At 38.4% G+C, this 19,476-nt stretch carries 15 protein-coding genes; 8 read left to right on the top strand and 7 right to left on the bottom strand.

Going from position 1 to position 19,476, the window contains the following annotated elements:
- Positions 1-333 precede the first annotated feature (333 nt).
- The 5 genes from MSBR3_RS03630 to MSBR3_RS03610 all read right to left on the bottom strand — a co-directional run bounded on the left by MSBR3_RS03630 (position 334) and on the right by MSBR3_RS03610 (position 6,118).
- Positions 334-690, bottom strand: a complete 357-nt coding sequence (locus MSBR3_RS03630) for a hypothetical protein (protein ID WP_048106510.1) — start codon at positions 688-690, stop codon at positions 334-336.
- 599 nt (positions 691-1,289) lie between these two features.
- Positions 1,290-2,261: a hypothetical protein gene (locus tag MSBR3_RS03625; protein ID WP_052723262.1), complete on the bottom strand. Its 972-nt coding sequence runs from the start codon at positions 2,259-2,261 to the stop codon at positions 1,290-1,292.
- Between the two features lie 525 nt (positions 2,262-2,786).
- Positions 2,787-3,668, bottom strand: coding sequence for a carotenoid biosynthesis protein (locus MSBR3_RS03620; RefSeq protein ID WP_230627745.1), 882 nt, complete (start codon positions 3,666-3,668; stop codon positions 2,787-2,789).
- 328 nt (positions 3,669-3,996) lie between these two features.
- Positions 3,997-5,061, bottom strand: a complete 1,065-nt coding sequence (gene splB / locus MSBR3_RS03615) for a spore photoproduct lyase (protein ID WP_230627743.1) — start codon at positions 5,059-5,061, stop codon at positions 3,997-3,999.
- A 49-nt stretch (positions 5,062-5,110) separates the two neighbouring features.
- Positions 5,111-6,118, bottom strand: coding sequence for a TolB family protein (locus MSBR3_RS03610; protein ID WP_048106503.1), 1,008 nt, complete (start codon positions 6,116-6,118; stop codon positions 5,111-5,113).
- A gap of 402 nt (positions 6,119-6,520) precedes the next feature.
- Between MSBR3_RS03610 and MSBR3_RS03605 the strand changes: the two genes are divergently transcribed.
- The 3 genes from MSBR3_RS03605 (at position 6,521) to MSBR3_RS03595 (ending at position 11,105) form a co-directional block, all read left to right on the top strand.
- Complete coding sequence (locus MSBR3_RS03605; protein WP_048106501.1) at positions 6,521-9,094, top strand: PGF-pre-PGF domain-containing protein; 2,574 nt, start codon at positions 6,521-6,523, stop codon at positions 9,092-9,094.
- 208 nt (positions 9,095-9,302) lie between these two features.
- Entirely contained in the window at positions 9,303-9,731 is a 429-nt protein-coding gene (locus MSBR3_RS03600; RefSeq protein WP_048106499.1) for a pyridoxamine 5'-phosphate oxidase family protein, read from the top strand.
- A 669-nt stretch (positions 9,732-10,400) separates the two neighbouring features.
- Positions 10,401-11,105, top strand: a complete 705-nt coding sequence (locus MSBR3_RS03595; RefSeq protein WP_080942393.1) for a pentapeptide repeat-containing protein — start codon at positions 10,401-10,403, stop codon at positions 11,103-11,105.
- A gap of 116 nt (positions 11,106-11,221) precedes the next feature.
- On the opposite strand, the gene MSBR3_RS03590 is transcribed toward MSBR3_RS03595, so the two are convergent.
- A complete protein-coding gene (locus MSBR3_RS03590) occupies positions 11,222-11,506 on the bottom strand; it encodes a DUF3795 domain-containing protein (protein ID WP_048106498.1) in 285 nt (94 codons plus the stop codon).
- Positions 11,507-12,111: 605 nt separating this feature from the next.
- Between MSBR3_RS03590 and MSBR3_RS20590 the strand changes: the two genes are divergently transcribed.
- The 5 genes from MSBR3_RS20590 to MSBR3_RS03565 all read left to right on the top strand — a co-directional run bounded on the left by MSBR3_RS20590 (position 12,112) and on the right by MSBR3_RS03565 (position 17,777).
- A complete protein-coding gene (locus MSBR3_RS20590) occupies positions 12,112-12,807 on the top strand; it encodes a hypothetical protein (RefSeq protein ID WP_052723258.1) in 696 nt (231 codons plus the stop codon).
- 527 nt (positions 12,808-13,334) lie between these two features.
- A complete protein-coding gene (locus MSBR3_RS03575) occupies positions 13,335-14,555 on the top strand; it encodes a hypothetical protein (protein ID WP_048106495.1) in 1,221 nt (406 codons plus the stop codon).
- A gap of 120 nt (positions 14,556-14,675) precedes the next feature.
- Positions 14,676-14,873: a hypothetical protein gene (locus MSBR3_RS19960; RefSeq protein ID WP_155396704.1), complete on the top strand. Its 198-nt coding sequence runs from the start codon at positions 14,676-14,678 to the stop codon at positions 14,871-14,873.
- Positions 14,874-15,050: 177 nt separating this feature from the next.
- Complete coding sequence (locus tag MSBR3_RS03570; protein WP_048106493.1) at positions 15,051-15,494, top strand: universal stress protein; 444 nt, start codon at positions 15,051-15,053, stop codon at positions 15,492-15,494.
- 762 nt (positions 15,495-16,256) lie between these two features.
- Entirely contained in the window at positions 16,257-17,777 is a 1,521-nt protein-coding gene (locus tag MSBR3_RS03565) for an aminoacyl-histidine dipeptidase (protein ID WP_048106491.1), read from the top strand.
- Positions 17,778-18,060: 283 nt separating this feature from the next.
- Here the strand turns inward: MSBR3_RS03565 and MSBR3_RS03560 are convergent, their stop codons facing one another.
- Positions 18,061-18,777: a CPBP family intramembrane glutamic endopeptidase gene (locus tag MSBR3_RS03560; protein ID WP_048106489.1), complete on the bottom strand. Its 717-nt coding sequence runs from the start codon at positions 18,775-18,777 to the stop codon at positions 18,061-18,063.
- Positions 18,778-19,476: the final 699 nt, after the last annotated feature.

Raw genomic sequence — 19,476 nt, 5'->3', positions numbered from 1 at the left:
AACTTTATATCAAACGAAACAGAATGTAAACTCAGATAAATTGTTTATTCTAAAGCAAAAAAGACTGTTTTTCCTATATGGGACTTACGCATTTAAACCGAAAGACAGCAGCATGAAATTTAAATTTCTTCTCCACAACATTTTATAGAACTGCTCACGCTTCATTTAGTTCTTTTACTGCGTAAGTCCTATCAGGAAAGACTCCAATATATATTGAGAGTCTCACTACTTCTATAATACTATGCGGAATTATACAAATGGGTACTTACTGATTTATAATATCTACGATTAGTTCATAGTCAGACTTGTTACCAATTGGTAGTGCTGATGGTCTTACCAACCGCCATTGAACCAGTCGTCATCAGACCAACCGTTGTCAGAATCGCCTCCCCAACCGTTGTCAGAATCGCCTCCCCAACCGTCGTCAGAATAGCTTCCCTTGCCAGTGCCGAACCAGTTATTCTCTACCATGTCTAACAATTTGTTGCCCAGCTTGTCTTGAGCTATCTTTTGGGCTGCTTCTTGAGCTTGTTTTGGATCAACTACATTAGCCGGCTTTTCTTTAGTCTCTTCTTTATTATCTTTTGAAGCACATGCACTTGCTGATGCAGCAGTCACTGCTACTACAAAAAAGACCGCCAGCAAAATAAACACGGTCTTTTTTATTTTGTTAAATTTTTGTTCTATCATACAGATCGTTCCTATTATTTTGCTAAATTAGATACAATTTTACTTTTATCGGGTCCTTAATCTACTGATTATACACAAATGTATTTAATTTAAGAATCAATAATCCATCTAAATTTTTAGAAGACTATTTAATTTTTAAATTATATTTGCTTATTATTTGCCGATAAAAGTGATTTTTTATTGTATTGCTAGTGTATTATTATCCAGTGGATATAATAATTAGAGAAATATAAATTAGAAACCAATATTAAACAAAACTCGGTTTATTATATGCATATACTCAAAAAATAGGTCAAAAAATAATATATTAAATAACTTATTATTAAAAGCATGATTCTGTTTAGTAATATTAATTTCGTAATTATTATTTGTTCATTTTACCTATTATAAAGCTTGTTATACTTCAGCTTTTGAGATTTTAAAAGAGTACCTAACCTTCAGATACTACACAGTCATTTGGGTACAGGACTTACCATTTGAATCGCAAAGCAGCAGCATTAGCCATTAAATATATAATATAAATTTAATCAGTAACGGTTATTACATTTGATTTACGTATCTAGTGCGTAAGCCCTGTAGATAAAATCATACATTTAATGTCAATTTGTATTTTGATGTTTGAATTTTGGAACCCGCTCTGATAAATCATACAGATAGATAGAACCTAACTCCCAGTTCATCTCACCAGCTTCGTGAGAGTCTGCATACACGATTTTATCATTATATACAGAGGGTGCATATGCAAAACCGCAACTTGTAATACGGGTTGTCTTTCTAGTAAATTTATCGTACACATAGATGTCGTTTGCATTGATGTATACAATGCGGTTACCATAAATTGCCGGTTCAATTGCTGATCCGCTCTTTGTGATCTGTATTGTCTTGTGTATGGAAATGTCACGCATGTAAATGTTACTTTTTTCATCTGATCCACTTTGCCAGACAACGAGATTTCCATAGATATCAAGGTTACTCACTGAGTCACTTGCACTTGTGGTACTCACTTTCTTTGACGGTATATCATAGATATAAATTATCGAGGGGTTATCTGCTCTCACCCATACAACTTTATTACCAGATATAGCTGTTTTATAATCAGCGTTAATTTCACCGGTGATTTTAGTTTCTTTCTTAGTTGTTATATTGTATATGTATAAACTATGTAGTGTGTATGGTTCATCTTGCAACCATTTTATTCTTTCATATACAATATTATTTCCATAAATATCTGGATGATAAGCTTCTGTTATATGTACTAATTTTTTTGTTGATGTATCATATAGCGAAACTCCATCATCTCCATTCTGCCAGACAACTCTATTTCCATATATCTCCATATTACTTTCCACTCTGTCATCTGGTACATTCAACTCTTTTCCAATAGACAGATCATAGATATGTGGAACATTTGTAGAAGTTTCATACCACGTTACCAGATTACCGTAAATAGCGGTGCTTACCACTAATCGCTGATCTGGAACAATTTTCTTTTCCTCTACTGCTTGTGCAACTAATATTGAACCTATCAAGCATACCAAAACAGATACCGTAAGTAGAACCTCTTTTCTCATAACTTCCCCCACTTAATATTGATCTCCATAACGATAATTTATAAATTCTCTAAATTAATCCATAAGTTATCCTATAAATGGATAAATTTACCTCTATAAAATTGAATAGGTAACAAGGATTTGGAGTTTTGTTACTTGTCAATTTTCCATTAAGTATCTAGACGCATTTTATGGATTTTCCCTTTTTATTTTTTACTGGAATTTGAATTCTAAGAAGTAACAAGTAAATTATAAGTATTGAACTCTATAAGAGGAGAATAAAACTATAAGATCTGAACTGAAAATAAAATCCTGGATTTGTTAGCCCTGAGTTTGGAGTTCAGACAGTTTATTTCCGTGAAATCAGGCAAATCCTGAACATTTCATATTCTGATTGGAAAAAGTTGGGGTTCTCGAAGGAAACTTTACACTACATGAAGCAGAACGCCAAAATTAATAAAGCTTTCACCCTCAACAGCCACGTTTTAGAGAGTTTAGAGAGGGTTAAAGCATGAGAAAACCTGATTTCTGGGGTTTAGTCAGTAGTCAATTACCTGTTTTCTCTATTTTGCTTCCTCTGTTAGACTGATACCAGTAATTTAGGGCATCTCGATGAAGACCAAGTGTTATTATGCTCATAACTATACTTACCACCAGCAAAAAGGGCGGGTCCAGTATGACACTTGAAACTAATCCTGCTATCAGGAAATAGGCATGAAATCCGAGAGGCACAAGAAAGACAAATGCAGCCTGGGATCGGATCGAGATTTCTGGGCGTAATGCCAGAACCAATAGCAGAGCACTCCCTAAGACTGCAAGGATAGTAGCATAATGTATCAGGTCATTGGGAATGTTGGTAATGAGCTCGTTGGTAATAAGCACGCCTGTCGTGCCGCATATTATAGCTCCTGCAGGGGAGAACCAGCGCCCCCAGAAACCAGGCAGCTTTGATAGCAATCGAAGGCTTGCTGAAAATGAAAACACAACCCAGAACCATGCCCAGAAGTTGTTGTAAGGAACACCGAAGTACTGATAATCGAACCCTTTTCCCCAATCCCACATGCCCAGGCGGATAGCTATTGCATCCATGGAAAGGTCCATATTCAGGCCCATCAGCCCGTCGAGCACAGGTCGTGCCCATTCCGGAAGGCTGGTTTTATCGGAAAAGGAGCGAACGCTATAGATGATAGTTCCCCAGGCCACCCCAACGACCACAGGGACAGGCCCGAGCATTACAAGAAAACTTCCGTACTTGTAAGCGTCGAGCTGCTGGATCGTAGCCCATTCCAGCAGCAAACCGAAGAGCACACCCGCAAAAAGCTGCCAGGCTACCGAAGAACCTCGCTGCCATGCATTTTGCAGACAGGCCAGAAAGAGCACTAAAACCAGAATCTCGAAGGCGAGAAAGTATAGACTTGGCAAGGGCATGAGCATTAAATACTAAATAACGGCTTAAAAGACTTGCGAAAATGTTTGATAACATAAATTTTAATTTTATTTAAACTTTTTTATAAAAAAATAATATCTTGAGAAAACTTTTAAAAACACGGTTGTGATTATCTCTACAAAACCATGTACACTTTTTAATTGTTATATCCCATGATTTTAGTGCGAGGAGTAGTATTCAAACCCACGAAAACCTGCATAAGTAATCTTAAACCCATCACCTTTGCCCTAGTTGTGCAATCCTTGAATATTAAATAACATTAATGCAAATAAGTCACGTTAGAAATTTCCCCTGTTTATTCCCTGTTTATTAAGTGAAATACTCAATCCTGGCATCCGGAAACTTCTCTCCAATCAGCGAGGTGAGATATTCCCTGATTTCTACCGCGTCCTTCCGTGGGTAGACATATTTGTACCTGCCGAACTTTCCCCATTTCAGGGTGCGTTTGCTCTCGTCCATATCCAGGCTGGTATTTGGGAAACGTTCCAGTATGACCTTCTTTGCGGCAGGAGTGAACCTGTGCTGGATGAGTTCGAAGGTGACGGGTTCAGTTGACTTGACCCTATCAAGCCTGATCCAGAGCTTTTCAAAGAGTTCAAGGTAATCCTCCTTCCAGCGGTCATAAATCATGATGGGAGCCACTATAAAGCCGATGGGGTATCCTGCTACAGCAAGCTTTGAAGCGGCTTCAATCCTTTCATCGAGGCTGGCGGTGTTGTGTTCGAAGTTCTCTATGACGTACCTGGAGTTGATACTTACACGGAAGCGAGTCCGGCCGTTGTGCTTCAGGCCGAGCAGGGAGTCGACGTTGTTGAACTTTGTTACGACCCGCAGTCTGGCCTTGTCCAGGGTTCCGAAAAACTCGATCGTCCTCGCAAGACTGCCTGTGATGTGTTCGATAGCTAGAGGGTCGCCCGCGCTTGCCACCTCAAAAGTAGTCAGCCTATCGCCGCTGTGGGAGATATGCTTTTTGATGGAATCGAAGATCTCGTCCAGGTTTACATAGGTCCTGAGATAGGGCTTGCTGCTCTGCGTGGTATACAGGTAACAGTATTCACAGCTTGCCGGGCAGCCGTTCACCAGTGAAAATTCAAAATCGGCGGACGGTTTGCATACGTCAAATTTCAAGCTTTTCTTAGTTGTGACAACAAGGGTTTTCTTGCCACTTGCATATCTCTGTCCCTCAGTGCTTCCCGGAATGATAGAGGATATCTTTTTAATGGACGCCTTTATGATTTCAGTAGAGGTACCCTCAAAATAATCGTGAATTTTCTGTCCGAGGGGATAGTCCAGGGATCTGGGCTCAAAAATCACCCTGTCTGGCGAAAATGGTTTCATCATTAACACCTCCTTCAAATCATATCCTTGTAGCATCTTTTGAAAACTCCGTCATGAAAAGAAAAGAGGCTTTCGCTTTAGAGTTTCAAGCTGAAAGATTATACAAATAGATGTCACCTTCTTCCGGATATTCTGGAGTATTGCGTGAGTCCATATACACAATCTTATCGTCGTAAATTGCAGGCTCGCTTGCATAAGTGCTGTTAGTGATGCGAATAGTTTCATTGGTTGAGATATTGTACATATAAACATCACTCGACCATTTTTCTCCTTCTCTGTATGTTTTTTCCAACACTATTCTATCATCATATACATTCGGACAGGTCGAATTGCCATCAAAAGTGATTTGGCGTGTTTCATGTTTGGCAATATCTCGCATATAGACATCCTTTATATTCATTAATCCGTTTTTGTGTTCTACCCACACAACAATGTTTCCGTAAATTTTACCATCACCTGCTCTACCAGTTCTGCTGATGTCACTTACTCTTTTTGTGGGTATGTCGTATACGGAAATATTTGTACTCCATCCGCTTGGATTTTTTGCCTGATTTGACCGGCTCCATAAAATCTTATTCCCATAAATAGAAGCACTGTAGGTTGCATGTTCATACAGAGTTAGCTGAGTTTCTTTATGGGTGCTGAAATTGTATAAATATAAACTGTTATATTCAGCGTTTTGGTCAGAGGTAGGCTGACCATCAACAGATTTTGACCTTACATACACAAGGTTGTCACCATAGATCGCTGGTGTACTCGCATTAATGATTTTAACCTCTTTGTCAGTGGAAATATTACGTACAACTACGTTTTCTTCGTCCCACCATGTAACTTTATCTCCGTGAATAGATGGGCTATTTATCACAGCGTGTCCTAGTCCAGTTATATTTCCAGTAGTCAGGTTATACATGCCCGCTGAACTGGTAGCAGTCTCAACCCATGTAACAATGTCGCTATAGATTGATGGACTAAATGTTAACCTCGACTCTACGATCATAGTCTCTTTGCCAGCGTTTGCTATTGATGTAAAGCTTATGAGAAAAATAAAAGCAAGTGCTATACGTATAATTTTATTTTCCGTATTGATCCCCACAACAGATATAATATTGAAAACCTACATCAACATTGCTGTTCGTTGGCAAAATATGGAAAAAGAAGGAAAGCGAATATCGGAAAGTACTTCCTTTTTCAGTATCCGGTTATCGCTTATCGGATAGGTCTATATAAGGCGGCATTATTTGCAATTATTTATTTCAACTGTTCTGGCAATTACTCATTTCAACTATCAGTTACTGGTTATTTTCTTATCTTTAACTCAAATAAACTTGAATTAGCAGTTTTGTTTTCGATAACTCTAATTTATTGTTCTATTTCGAGTATCCAGCCTTCAAGTATTCAACCACTTATAGTTTAAAACTTAAAGAGAATGTTTAAAAAATATTAGAATGTAATAAGTATTGATATTTTTTAAATGTTGAGTGGTGAAGGAAAATAAATGAAAAATTATAGAAAACCGCATTCAATAACTTTAGCTTCAACAGCCTTAGTTTTTGTGTTTTTGATTTTAATTTTTATTTCATCCGTGGCGTCAGCGTCACAGGTAGCGACACAGGTGACGAGGATCGGTAACGGATCCGATCCTGCTATTTATGGCAGCAAAGTTGTATGGACAGACAGAGGTGTTATTCATATTTATGACTTGACATCGAAAACAGATACCACAGTTAGCTCTTCTGCAGCATCTCATCCAGCTATTTACGGAGACAAATTAGTTTGGCATGATGAAAGCAGTGGAGTGCCAAGACTAACGGTTTATGACATACCTTCAAGTGACCGTTCGTATATCACACAGGATGTAGACAACCGCAGTATTCCTGCTATTTATGGCAATAAAATCGTTTGGAGTGCAAACTACAACGAATCAAGTTACAATTATAGCATATATATGCGGGACATATCTACTTCAACACAAGTCTGGATAGCAGAAGGAGAAAGTCCGGATATATATGATACAAAAATAGTGTACTCTGCCAGTGGCAGGGATATAAGAGATATCTTTATGTATGATATCACAACCAAGAAAATTGAATTAATAAGCCCATACTCTAGCGACCTGAGTAACCCGCTTATGTATGGTAATAAAGTGATATGGTCAAACTTCTATTCCAGAGATGGATTTATTCAAATGTATGACCTTGTTACTAAAAACACGATAGATGTTACCAGTGATAATACAGGTAATACCTTACCTGAATATGCAGGCTCATATACTGACGCTGGAGACGATACCGGTGGTCATATTGACATAAACGGGAACAAAATCGTATATTCAAAATCTGGCAATGACCAATTTGGTTATGCAGGTGTATACGTTTATGATATTCCTTCAGCAAAAAGCACTCCGGTATATATTTATCCAATAGGGACTTACACGACACCTGACATCTACAATAGTACGATTGTATGGGGAATAGGAGATACCTATGGTGTGGGTGTTGCCAATGATAATGGCATCTATATGAGTGATCTTTCTGCCACAAACACCTTGCCACCAGTAGCTGAATTTACCGCCAACGTAACTTCTGGAACTATACCTTTAGTTGTGCAATTTACTGATATTAGCACTGGTGGGGTACCTACTTCCTGGTATTGGGATTTCGGTAATGGTATCAATTCAAAGCATGCCACGAATGCAACCCACACGTTTCCAAATCCAGGGGTATATAACATTACTTTAACAGTTTCAAATGGAGCAGGCAATAGTACAGTAACGAAATCTAATTATATTACTGTAACTTCTCCACAAGCACCAGTGGTAAATTTCTCGACTAATGTAACCTCTGGAACAGCACCTCTAACGGTGTTATTCGCTGATACCAGCACTGGAGCACCTACATCCTGGTATTGGGATTTCGGTGATGGTACTAACTCAAAAGATTCGGTTGCAGTTAACAAGTTTACGAAACCAGGAAATTATACAATCAGTCTGACTGTGGGAAACAACGTAGGGAACAATACACTGACAAAGCCGGGTTACATAGTTGTTACTGATCCAAATGCTCCGGTTGCAAACTTCAGTGCCAATGTAACAAGCGGCTATGCTCCTCTTTGGGTACTGCTTACCGACCTGTCACAAAACGCAACCTCAAGGAACTGGGATATCAGGAATGACGGAACTGTAGATTCTACGGATCCGATCATTATTTGTGTGTTCACTGACCCCGGAACCTATCCTGTTAGCTTAACTGCAATAAATGAAAATGGCACTTCCGTGGCAAAACCTATTACAATAACTGTCACGCAAAAAAGCAGTTCAGACGATGATGATGATGGACATAGCCACAAGAGTGGAGGCGGTGGAGGTGGTGGCTCTCCTGAACCTCAAACTAATGTCCAGGTCAAGGAACTTTCAAAGGCACAGGTTACAAACGGAAAACCTGTAGTGTTTGATTTTACAAACAATGCAACCTGCGTTGTATATGTTAGCTTTGATGCAAAGAAGACCGCAGGCAAGATCACAACCATTGCCGAACAGCTCAAAGCAAAATCCACTCTGACTTCAGTACTGGACTCGGGTGAGGTCTATAAGTACTTCAACCTCTGGGTAGGAAGCAGCGGATTTGCAAACGAAAAGAACATTGGAAACCCTGTAGTGTGCTTCAAGGTTGAAAAGTCCTGGCTGCAGGATAAGAAGATAGACAAGAGCTCGATTACTCTAAACAGGTATAGTGACAAAAAATGGTCACAGCTCCCTGTGAAATGCTTAAAAGAAGATAATGGATATCTGTACTTCACGGCAGAAACACCTGGATTCTCATTCTTTGCAATAACAGGAAAAGCTCAAGCAAATGGAACTGAAACAAAGCCTTTAGCCGAGAACAAAACGCACTCATCTGTGGATAATCAAAGTAAATCTACTACTGGAAGTGAGGCAACAAGTGTAGAACAAACACCTGAGCAAAATCAAAGCTCAAAAACATCCGGAAAAGAAAATTCAAAAGCGCCTGGTTTTGAAATAGCTTCCTGTGTCTTCTGCCTACTTAGCTTATTCTTGTACAAAAGAAGATAAGAAAGTAAGAAGCAGATGGTATAAAGTCCCTACTCAAATTTGACAGATGGGCAGATTTACCTCAGTAATCAGTTTAAATCTGCCTTTCTACCAGTATTTTTTAACGGAAACATACATTCATTTTCGGGACTGATCACTTATTACTTTGAAATAATCAATTTAAAATATAATAAAGTTAAGAATTAACATTCATTTGGAGGAAGTTAACATGGATTTTAATGAATGCATTAAATTTGCAAATGAAACACCTGTTTGCTATCTGGCAACAGTAGAAGGAGATCAACCTCGAGTTAGGGCACTTGGGTTCTGGTTCGCCGACAGAAGTGGATTTTACTTTCAAATCGGAGCTATGAAAGATATATACAAGCAACTTCAGACAAACCCAAAAGTAGAGGCATGTTTCTGGCAACCCGGTGAGGCAACAGGAAGAATGATGAGAGTTGCAGGTAATATAGAGTTTGTAGATGATCCGAAGCTTAAGAAGAAAGTCCTGGAGGACAGGCCATTTCTTAAAGATTTTGGTCTGACGTTTGATCATCCGGGACTTATAATTTTCCGTATTGCTAAAGGTGAAGCATATTTCTGGACAATGAAAACTAACTTCGAGCCTAAAAAGTTTATCAAATTCGGCGATTGAAATATTTTTCAGAAACACTTTTAATTAATAAGCCGTCGTAAAACCAATATAATTTTCACTGAGTATGTTTCAGGGTCATTCATCAGGATCAAAAGCTCAAACAAATGTTTTAAATTTATGATATAATAGGATTTTGAGTTTTGAACCAGCTCTCAAAATCTGTTTTTTTCGTATTTTTCCAATATTACTCCATCAAACGTGAACGGTACATGAATCTTTGACAATTTTCGTAGTCGCCTTTGCAGTATTTCGATATTACTTCGGCAGGTAACCTACCTTTTTTTGAGGAAACATTGCATGTATGGGTTTCATTTCCGGAACTAAGACTCACTGTTATAAGATAAGAACAACACATTCAAAACACCTCTTATATATTACTATCTAAATGATCCTTACGTGCATAAAACAATATCTCTTTCGGAGCACAAAATGCCGTTGTTAACTTTAGGAAATATTCTAACTTTAATGCTTCCTTTCCATCGTTTCTGACACTGCTGGGTCAACCTGCTGTACGAGCATATAAACGAAAGTAAAATCCGTGTTGAAAATTTTACTTTTTTGGAACACAATGGACTTGTAAACAAGTACTCTGGATAATAAACCTCGGAGAACGGAAAGTTTCTTCCTAGAATAGTAATATTTATTTTTATGGAACGCCAATTATTACATATGAACATTATAGAGAGAAAAAACTATAGAGGAGTTAACCTTCCAGGTGCTCATCTCGAAAGAAATAATCTTATATGGGCTAACTTTCAAGGAGCTAACCTTCAGGAAGCTTATCTCATAAAAGCTAACCTTACGCAGGCCGATCTTCAAGGGGCTAACCTTTATAGAGCTGACCTTCGCGGGGCTGACCTTCGTGGGGCTAACTTTCAGGAGGCAAACCTACAGGAGGCTAACCTTCAAGGAGCCGACCTTTCAAATTCTTACCTTTTAGAGGGTGTAGGCGCTAATCTTCAAGGGGCTAATCTTCAAGGAGCTGATCTTCAAGGAGTTAACTTTACAAGGGCTGACCTTCGCGGGGCTAACCTTCAAGGAGCAAACCTTCAGTTATCCAATCTCCATTTGGCTAACCTTCAAGGAGCTAATCTTCAAGGTGTTAACTTCCAGGGAGCTAATCTTTATGGAGCTAATCTTCACGGGGCTAACCTCCAGGCAGCTGATCTTTATGTAGCTGATCTTCAAAAGTCTAACCTTCAAGAAGCTAACCTTCAGGAAGCTAACCTTCAGGAAGCAAACCTTCAAGAAGCTAAACTAAATAATGTGAAAAACTTATCATTTGACCAGCTCTCTAAAGTAAAAACCCTTCATAATGCAAAATTAGATGAAGAAAGTTTTACACTATTTAATGAGCTATATGTTACCGCTTGAAAATCAGTAAAAAACGATTAAGATAACACTGAAACTTTCAAGTGGTTACATCAACTTTTTTTTGTTTATCGACTCCTTTTATGATGCTTCTTATGAATTTAAGTTCAATCTGAAGTTCACCTTAGTTTTTTCAGTACGAGAAGTCTGCCTTGAATTGATTTTTGATGTTCCTCTTCACTCAAGGAAGGATCCTTTAAAGAAACCCAAAGTTCGCAGGGAATTTGAGAACAATCGCCGCAGTTTTGATAACCTTTTTCCTTAACGCATTTGTAAACAGGGCAGATATCAGTACAGATATGCTGAGTCCAGAATACTTTGCCTTCAAGTGCATCACAACCGGTGCATCCATCATTCAGACGAAGGCACTCATCACAATTTACTCCACATACACAAATCATCATATACCTTCCGTAAACAGTTTTATAAAATATAAACAAATTTCGAAGTTTTAGGCGAGTAACTGTTTTAAGTTATTCAAAGCATTGAGTACATTTAGTTAGTCTTTTGAAGCTCATTACATTGTATTCACCTTTAATTCCAAAAGTTGCCTAAAATTTATAGTACTTTGCCAAGTAAGTTGAAAGTATTCTTCTATTTCAAAAATTATTTTTTCAGGTTAATACCTCAAAGTGCTATCAGAAAAGGCAGCGAATCTTTATAATCTTTAGATTTTAGTCTCAAGCACCTGGGGGCATCTCCTTAAAATTTATTGGTTTTAGAAATCGCCTTACTACCGTGAAATAATATAAAACAAAAGATGAGGTAGATATTATTCAATTGCGTAATTAAAAATAGTTGTAAAGTAGTATAATTCGATAGTTTGCACAGGAAGTGATAGTTTGCACAGAAAGTTTATAAAAAATGCCTTAAAAGTAATATACAGAGTTCAAATATATCTGTCAAACTAAATTTGAAACCAATATAGAGAGGCAAGAAATGATAATTTTTAGAGTATTTAAGGCTTGTATCCCTGCCTCTTGAGTAAAAGAAAAGAGGTAAAGAGTAGATGACAATAAAGAAAAAACTTGGAACAGGTGCAGTATTTACAACAATATTACTTGCAGCCATCTTGTTAGTTTCGGTAGTAAGTGCACAAGAAAATGAGACTACACAAGGAAGTGAGACTACACAAGAAAACATGACTATGGAGCTTACCTTTGGCCCGGAAACTCTGGATAAACTGAAAAATGACCCGAATTGTGTTGCCGCATATGGAAGCATACCCGCTTTTACAACTTCGGAGGAGAGATATCAATGGATTGACACCCTTGGTAACATACTGGACCAATTATATACTGCAAGTTTTATGCAAAACCAGGAAAATTCGAAGTATTTTGATCCACTTGGCCCTATTGTGACTTCTGGTATAACCTTTGATGGTGTTATAGAGATAACTGTTAACAATACTTCGAAAATTAATAAGTCTTTATTGGACGAGTACTATCAGATTATTGACTCAAAAGCAAGCAGTATGGGAGTTAAGGAAGTTCCTATCGTGTTCATGCGTGAAAACGATCTAACTCTGAATGATTTTGAATCTCAAGGCTTGACTGAGACAGATGAAAACTCTGTTAATGATAGTGCTTCTAATATAAAAGACTCGAACGGAAATAAATCGAGTAAGGTTAACTCAACTCCAGGTTTCGAATTATTAGGGAGCCTGGTTTGTCTATACAGTGGTTGGAAGGTCAGAAAAAAGTAAGCCAAGAACGGACTGCATTCTGAAATAGAGTTTGTTGAACTGAGGATTAAGGGTCAGAAGATAGATATTTATGTCATGTTGATAAGCAACGTACCTATCGTTCCTTAAACTTTTGATCTCTTCTGTATCCTCTTTTTTCATCAAAAATAGAATTTTATTATTTCCAATGCAGAGATTGTATCTAAATGCCTGCATTACCAAGTAGTATCTTTTTTAATGATTCATTAAAATAGTGAAATTACCAGGCAGTACTTTTTAATAATTCATTAAAAGTATTCGTTAAAAACAGCGTTAAGCGAATAGCAGAAAATGAGCTATTTTATAGTATTCCATTACTTTTTACAACATAACATTTATACTTTTTACAACATAACATTTATATTTTTTACAACATAACATTTATACTTTTCAAATAGGTTTATAATCGATAGAGCATACACCTGCAGTTATAAATATCATCTAATTTTATAGTTAATCACTGGATAACTTACATACACGACCAAATAGGGAATGGGGGATGGAAATAGATGAAAAATAAAGATAGTTTATACTTAATGTTTTTCACTTCAGCAGTCCTGATTTGTTTTCTAATTCTAGGTTCATCGGCTGCGTTAGCGTCCAGCGAGCAAAATGCTTCGCAGAATGATTCCTTAACCAGTAATGAATTTCCTTATCCGCGTGGTACAGCCCCTGCATATGGGATGATGGGATGGGAAACTGGCACTCAATTTTTAGAAGATAACGCTACGCTTGTTCACTTTGGATGGAAAACTTCTATAACTCCACAGCAATTTGTTGATAACATAAACAGAGGCAAAGAGCTTGGAATTTCAAAATATTTAGTAGCTACTAGCGGCCCTCAGATGGCTTCTGAGAGTTTCTGGAAATCAGTCAAGGATATGGGGGTTACGGACAATGATTTTTATGGTGTCTATTTCCCTGACGAGGAAGGAAGTCCTTCAACACTTATCACCATGCGTACAGCTATGAAGAAATACTTCCCCAATGCTGTTGCTGGAGATTATCTGGGCGATATGGCCAATATCGATGATGAGGAATTTATTCCAGGCCTTGACGTTTGTTACTTTACTACCTACACGAAGTTTCATCCTGAACGCCCGCATGCCTGGGTATATGGAAATCTCATTGCCAATGCTCCTGACTGGAAAAAAGCAGGAAGAACAGTATATGTAACAACAGAAGCCTTTGGTCAGGCTATTAAGGTAAATGCTTCCGATCCGGATCTGGATACTGAGCAAAAAGTGGCTGATCGTCATCAAAGCCAGATTGTGATGGGAATTTTAGGTGGAGCGCAGGGGGTTTTCTCATATGCTTATAAGTATGCAGCCGATACTCCAAACTATGCTGGATGGGCCGACTTTAAGCCAAAGTATGAACAGGTCTGGCCCTGGATTATGAATGACGACCGGACGCTTCTTACAACAAACGTAACTAGCGGCACGAGAAATATTACCTCAGACCCAGGTGGCACAATTTCTGCAGTTACAGCCTACATATTTACTGACGTAGACGGTAGAAAGTTAGTTGCATCGTCAAGTATGCTTGATTTTACTGAAGCAGATTGTACGGCAAATAATGCAACAATTACCGGCGTGCCAAACGGAACGTATGATGTCTTATGGGAGAACAGAACCGTGGCTGTCACTGACGGAACCATCAAAGATACCTGGCAACCGTACGAGTATCACTTTTACCAGTTAAAAGCGAATGATGCTGGTAATAAATAAGCTCTTACTGATACCAAATGTTCGGTCCGGGTTCTTTCACAGAGAGTTAACAGATTAATCTTTCTGTTAACTTTCTTTTATTACTATCGATTTTTTAGCTTACTATCTGCCTATCCTTATATGAATGCAGTTTTGAAGTCTAAACACTGGTACTTTCGGACTGGCTTTCCGACAAACAGTCACTGCTACAATCAGCCCGGAGACTATAAATATCCTGACAGGAACATCCTGGTTCCCTACTACTCTCGCACAGGCGTTTATGCCTTCCCTACATCTGCACGTGACCTTCCTGTATGCGGTTTATATGAAGGTAAATAGGGTTTTATGAACTCCCATAGAGCATCATCAGTTTCACGGAATAACTATTACTTAAATTATGAATCTAATATTAGTCCTGGGATAGGCTTATTCCGTAATTTTTATCTTGATTCCCTTCTTTTTTAATTCAAAAAATAAACCAAGATTGAACGGCAACTAGCCAGCAGGAAATAGTTTATGACTAACTCAAAGTTATTCGAAAAAATACTGATAGCTACTGATGGATCTGAAAAAAATAAGTCTGCGGTTGAAGAAGCAGTAAAAATTGCCCGTGCATGCGGGTCCACAGTCTACGCTGTCTATGTAATGGACGAGAGCCTGATGAAATCTGCAGTTGAAGTTCCAATTGCAGAGAATCTTTACAGAAGAATCAGAGATGAGGGAGAAGAAGCAGTTAATCGGGTAAAAGAAAGTGCACAGGGTGTGAATCTGGAAACCTTTATACTATCTGGCAGGCCAGCCCGTGTAATCACCGAATTTGCAGAACAAAAAGCTGTTGATCTTATTGTTGTCGGAACGCAGGGGAAAAGTGGTATTGAAAGGTTTTTGTTAGGTAGCGTTGCCGATGAGGTAATAAGAAATGCTGATTGCCCGGTATTGGCTATAAAAAGTAGAAAATAAGGAGGCATTAGTCCTCTGGAAATTTGTTTTCGTTAGCTTAACTTAAACCCGGTATCGCGTTAACAGCAAAATGAAGTATCGAATAGGTTGTAAATACTCAGATTAGTAAGGTCTTCGAAGATTGATGCAACATCACAAACTCGACTCTACATATTTATTTAAAAACATTTAGTGTATGATAAATTGGAAAATTTTTACATAACTTTTAATTTAAAATATTTTTATAAAAATATACCGTTTAGGGTTTCTAAGGCCGAATAACAAATGAAAAGACAGAGCTAAAGAGTAGTAAGTTCATCACTCAAACCTGACAAAAAAGCGAAAGCACTTTTCTTACCAGACTGAGAATTACCCTTTTTACAGTTTTCAGCAACTGATCTTCATAATCCAGTTATTTAACTGATTTTAAGCCAATTTAAGACATTCATAGCCTTGATCTATCCTCTCTTGATCAATTGTTTGTATCGGAATGTTAACATTACTATATTATACTCATCAAGCTTAAAATTTGAAACTTTGATCAGAGTGTAAAGCAATAACTCAATATAATCTGAAAACTAAAACTGAATAAGTATAATTTGGGTATATTACTCAAATTGCATGACGTTTTTCAATAAATTATAAAAATATGTGAATCCGTAAACTAACAAATATCACCTTGATAGCCCTAATAATAACCTTGATCACAAACAAGAATTCCTGAAGACAATCCTGGAAAGAACCCTATAATAGATTCTTGTAAAAAACTAAAAACTGATCCCTATGCACCCGAAAACTCAACAGATCCTCGAAGTCTTCGAAGAAATCAATAAAATCCCGAGACGTTCAAAGCATGAAGAACAGATTTCAACCTGGCTACAGGAGTGGAGCCGGTCCAGAGGTTTTGAGACAAAAACCGATTCTTTAAACAATGTACTTATCAAAGTTCCTGCAACAGCCGGATATGAGAACTCTACCACATTTATTCTGCAGGGGCATATGGATATGGTCTGCGAGAAATGTAAGGATTCCGGACACGACTTTTCCAGAGACCCTATAAGATGCATTTGCGATGGGGACTGGATGCGGGGAGATGGAACTTCCATAGGTGCTGATGACGGAATTGCCCTTGCACTCGGGCTGGTGCTGGCAGAAGCAGGGGAGAAAGGAGAAATCGGGCATCCTCCACTAGAGCTGCTTTTTACGGTGGATGAAGAAACAGGCTTAACAGGAGCGAGAGGACTTGAGACTGGCTTTTTTGAAGGAAAAATACTTTTGAACCTTGACTCCGAGGATGAAGGTATTTTTATAATAGGGTGTGCAGGCGGGCAGAATTCGCTAATTACACTTCCTGTTGAGTGGGAAGAATTTGACTTCAAAAAAGAAGATTTATTCAGGTTTTTCAGACTCTCGGTTGAAGGTCTGGAAGGCGGACATTCCGGAGTTGAAATCAACAAACAGCGCGCAAACGGAATACAGCTGCTCTTCCTGGCACTGACCGAACTCAGGAAAAAGCTTGGGACAGAAAATATAAGACTTGTCCTGATGAACGGAGGAAGTGTCCATAATGCAATTCCCAGTACTGCAGAAGCCTTTGTTGTACTTCACAGGGAAAAACGCGAAAAGGCCGAAAAAACCGTATCAAATCTCAGGCATGCGTTTAAAGCTGAATATGCAAAAACTGATCCTGGACTTATTTTGAATCTTGAAGAAATTAATAGAGAAATAATCTTTGAAGTTGCAGAAGATAAGATACGTAGAGAGGAAGTGCCTTGTATTAGGTTCTTTTCACCAGAGACCGAAGAAAAACTTGAAAAACTGATTCTGGGGCTGCCTCATGGGGTTTACAGGATGTCGGATAATATTCAGGGACTTGTCGAAACCTCAAACAATCTTGCAACAGTGCGAACAGTTGAAAACGAGGTGATGATCGTATCAAGCCAGCGCAGTTCAAATAATCTCAGACTGGATGAAATTAGTAAAAAAGTAGAAGCAGTCGCAAAACTCGCAGGCGCATGGGTTGAATATGAACCCAAATATCCTGCCTGGGAACCTGACCTGAAATCTGAACTACTCTTAAAATGCAAGCAAGTTTATACCGAAACTTTTGGGAAAGAACCTGAGGTTGAAGTAATTCACGCAGGACTTGAATGCGGAATAATCGGCTCGGCGCATGAAGGTATGGAAATGATTTCTTTTGGGCCGACAATCAAAGATGCGCATTCCCCTTCGGAAAAAATCTTCATTCCTTCTATAGAGAAAGTCTGGATATTCCTGGAAAACCTGTTTAAAACTTATTGCTAAGGTCCTTTCATCCAGTATGCGTAGTATTCACCTGTACTTGAAACTCAAGCCTTTTAAAAAAACTGCTTGCCCGCAAGCCTTTTAAAAAAGGCTTGAGCGAAAACAACTGCTAACTCAAAAACATTATGACAGTGTGATCACAAGCCTTTTCAAAAAACTGCTTGACCGCAAGCCTTTTAAAAAAAGGCTTGAGCGAAAACCCCAAGAAACGTTTAAGTTTGAGTACCTTATTCCCAAACCCTATCGGCGTGATAAACCGGCGCAACGGTTTCGGCGCAACGGTTTATCGAAAGCCTCGTAATAACCAGATGCCGTAAAAGAATAAAATAAAAGAAAAGAATAACAATACCAGCCCTAGCCTTTCCGAGGAACCTGTAAGAAATGCCAGACAATCCCATAGCCAGTGAATGATGATTAACGGAATGACTGTATCGAGGCGAACCCGCAAGGCTACTGCCCAGACTCCAAACATACCTGCAAAAAAAGCCTGGAGTACGCTTGCACTAAAATCTCCGGTTATTAAGCTGTTTAACGTATGAACCAAACCGAAGATAGCCGCTGTGATCCATGCTGCACGCCAGACCCCAAATGATGAAGAGACGCCATAAAACAGTACACCCCGAAACATTAACTCTTCGCTGATACCTACCATCAAGGTGTTTATAATTACAATTAAGAGTACACGGGGTGACGGCAGGCCTGTAAATAAAACTATCAGTAGCATAATGAAAAGAAACAGAGCAGGTAACAATAAAAGGCGCAAATTCCGTGAACTATTAAGGCTTTTCCATCCAATTTTATCCCGCCAGTTAAAATAGGTAATTATCCCGGACAAAAAGACTATTGCAGCAAGCACTCCATAAATAAGCTGACTTTTAACCAGTTCATCAAGTTGAGTGGGCTGGCCTTTAACCTGCAGCAGTCCTCCTCCTACAACAACAATCAGCCAGATTGTAAAAATCCCAAGTGAAATAGGCCAGGGTTTTCTTGATGTATTCATCTTTGTTTTCTCCAATCTGATTCGGCAATATCCGTTTCTTTTCGGAAGTTTGAAACTGCCACCAGGATTATTACTACTACTATTATCGGAATGCAATATTCACCGGGATCGGGTTCCGATCAGACAGGTGACGTCTCATCTAAAGTCCGGAAAGTGAATACACGAATCTCAAAAATTGCACAATATCTAATTTAATTATCAGCTTTAATCTGCAATTCGCTACCGGAAGTAAGTCGACAATATAAAGCATAAATGAAATTACCAATAAAAATAGTCAGCCAGGCAGTTAACAAGAATACCAGTATATGACCAGCCCCAGAGCCCCACCCACCAGGTTTGGTTAAAATGGCTACATTTTCGTTATGCTGTTTAAGCTTCCACCCAGAAACGATATGGTCTTCAACTTCCTGCTGTAACTTTTCTTTTGAAACTCGCTTAAAACTAATATTCGCTATGGTACCTAATCCCCCTTTTATATATATCAGCTATAATTCATTATAATCATATTTACGCTGGCTTACATCTCTTCAAGCAGCTTGATATCATACTGAAATAAAAATTCACTGAAGATGAATGGAACTGCTGACTCCTGGTTGAACATCTCCTTCAATTCCGCAATGTTTTCCTGAATTTGTCATCAAGGTGATTAAACCTTGGTTAATTGCTGAGTTAATTAATTGATGAAAATAAAGTGAAAAT

The organism is Methanosarcina barkeri 3, assembly GCF_000970305.1.
Lineage (GTDB): Archaea > Halobacteriota > Methanosarcinia > Methanosarcinales > Methanosarcinaceae > Methanosarcina > Methanosarcina barkeri_A.
This window is presented reverse-complemented; position numbering and strand designations above follow the sequence as displayed.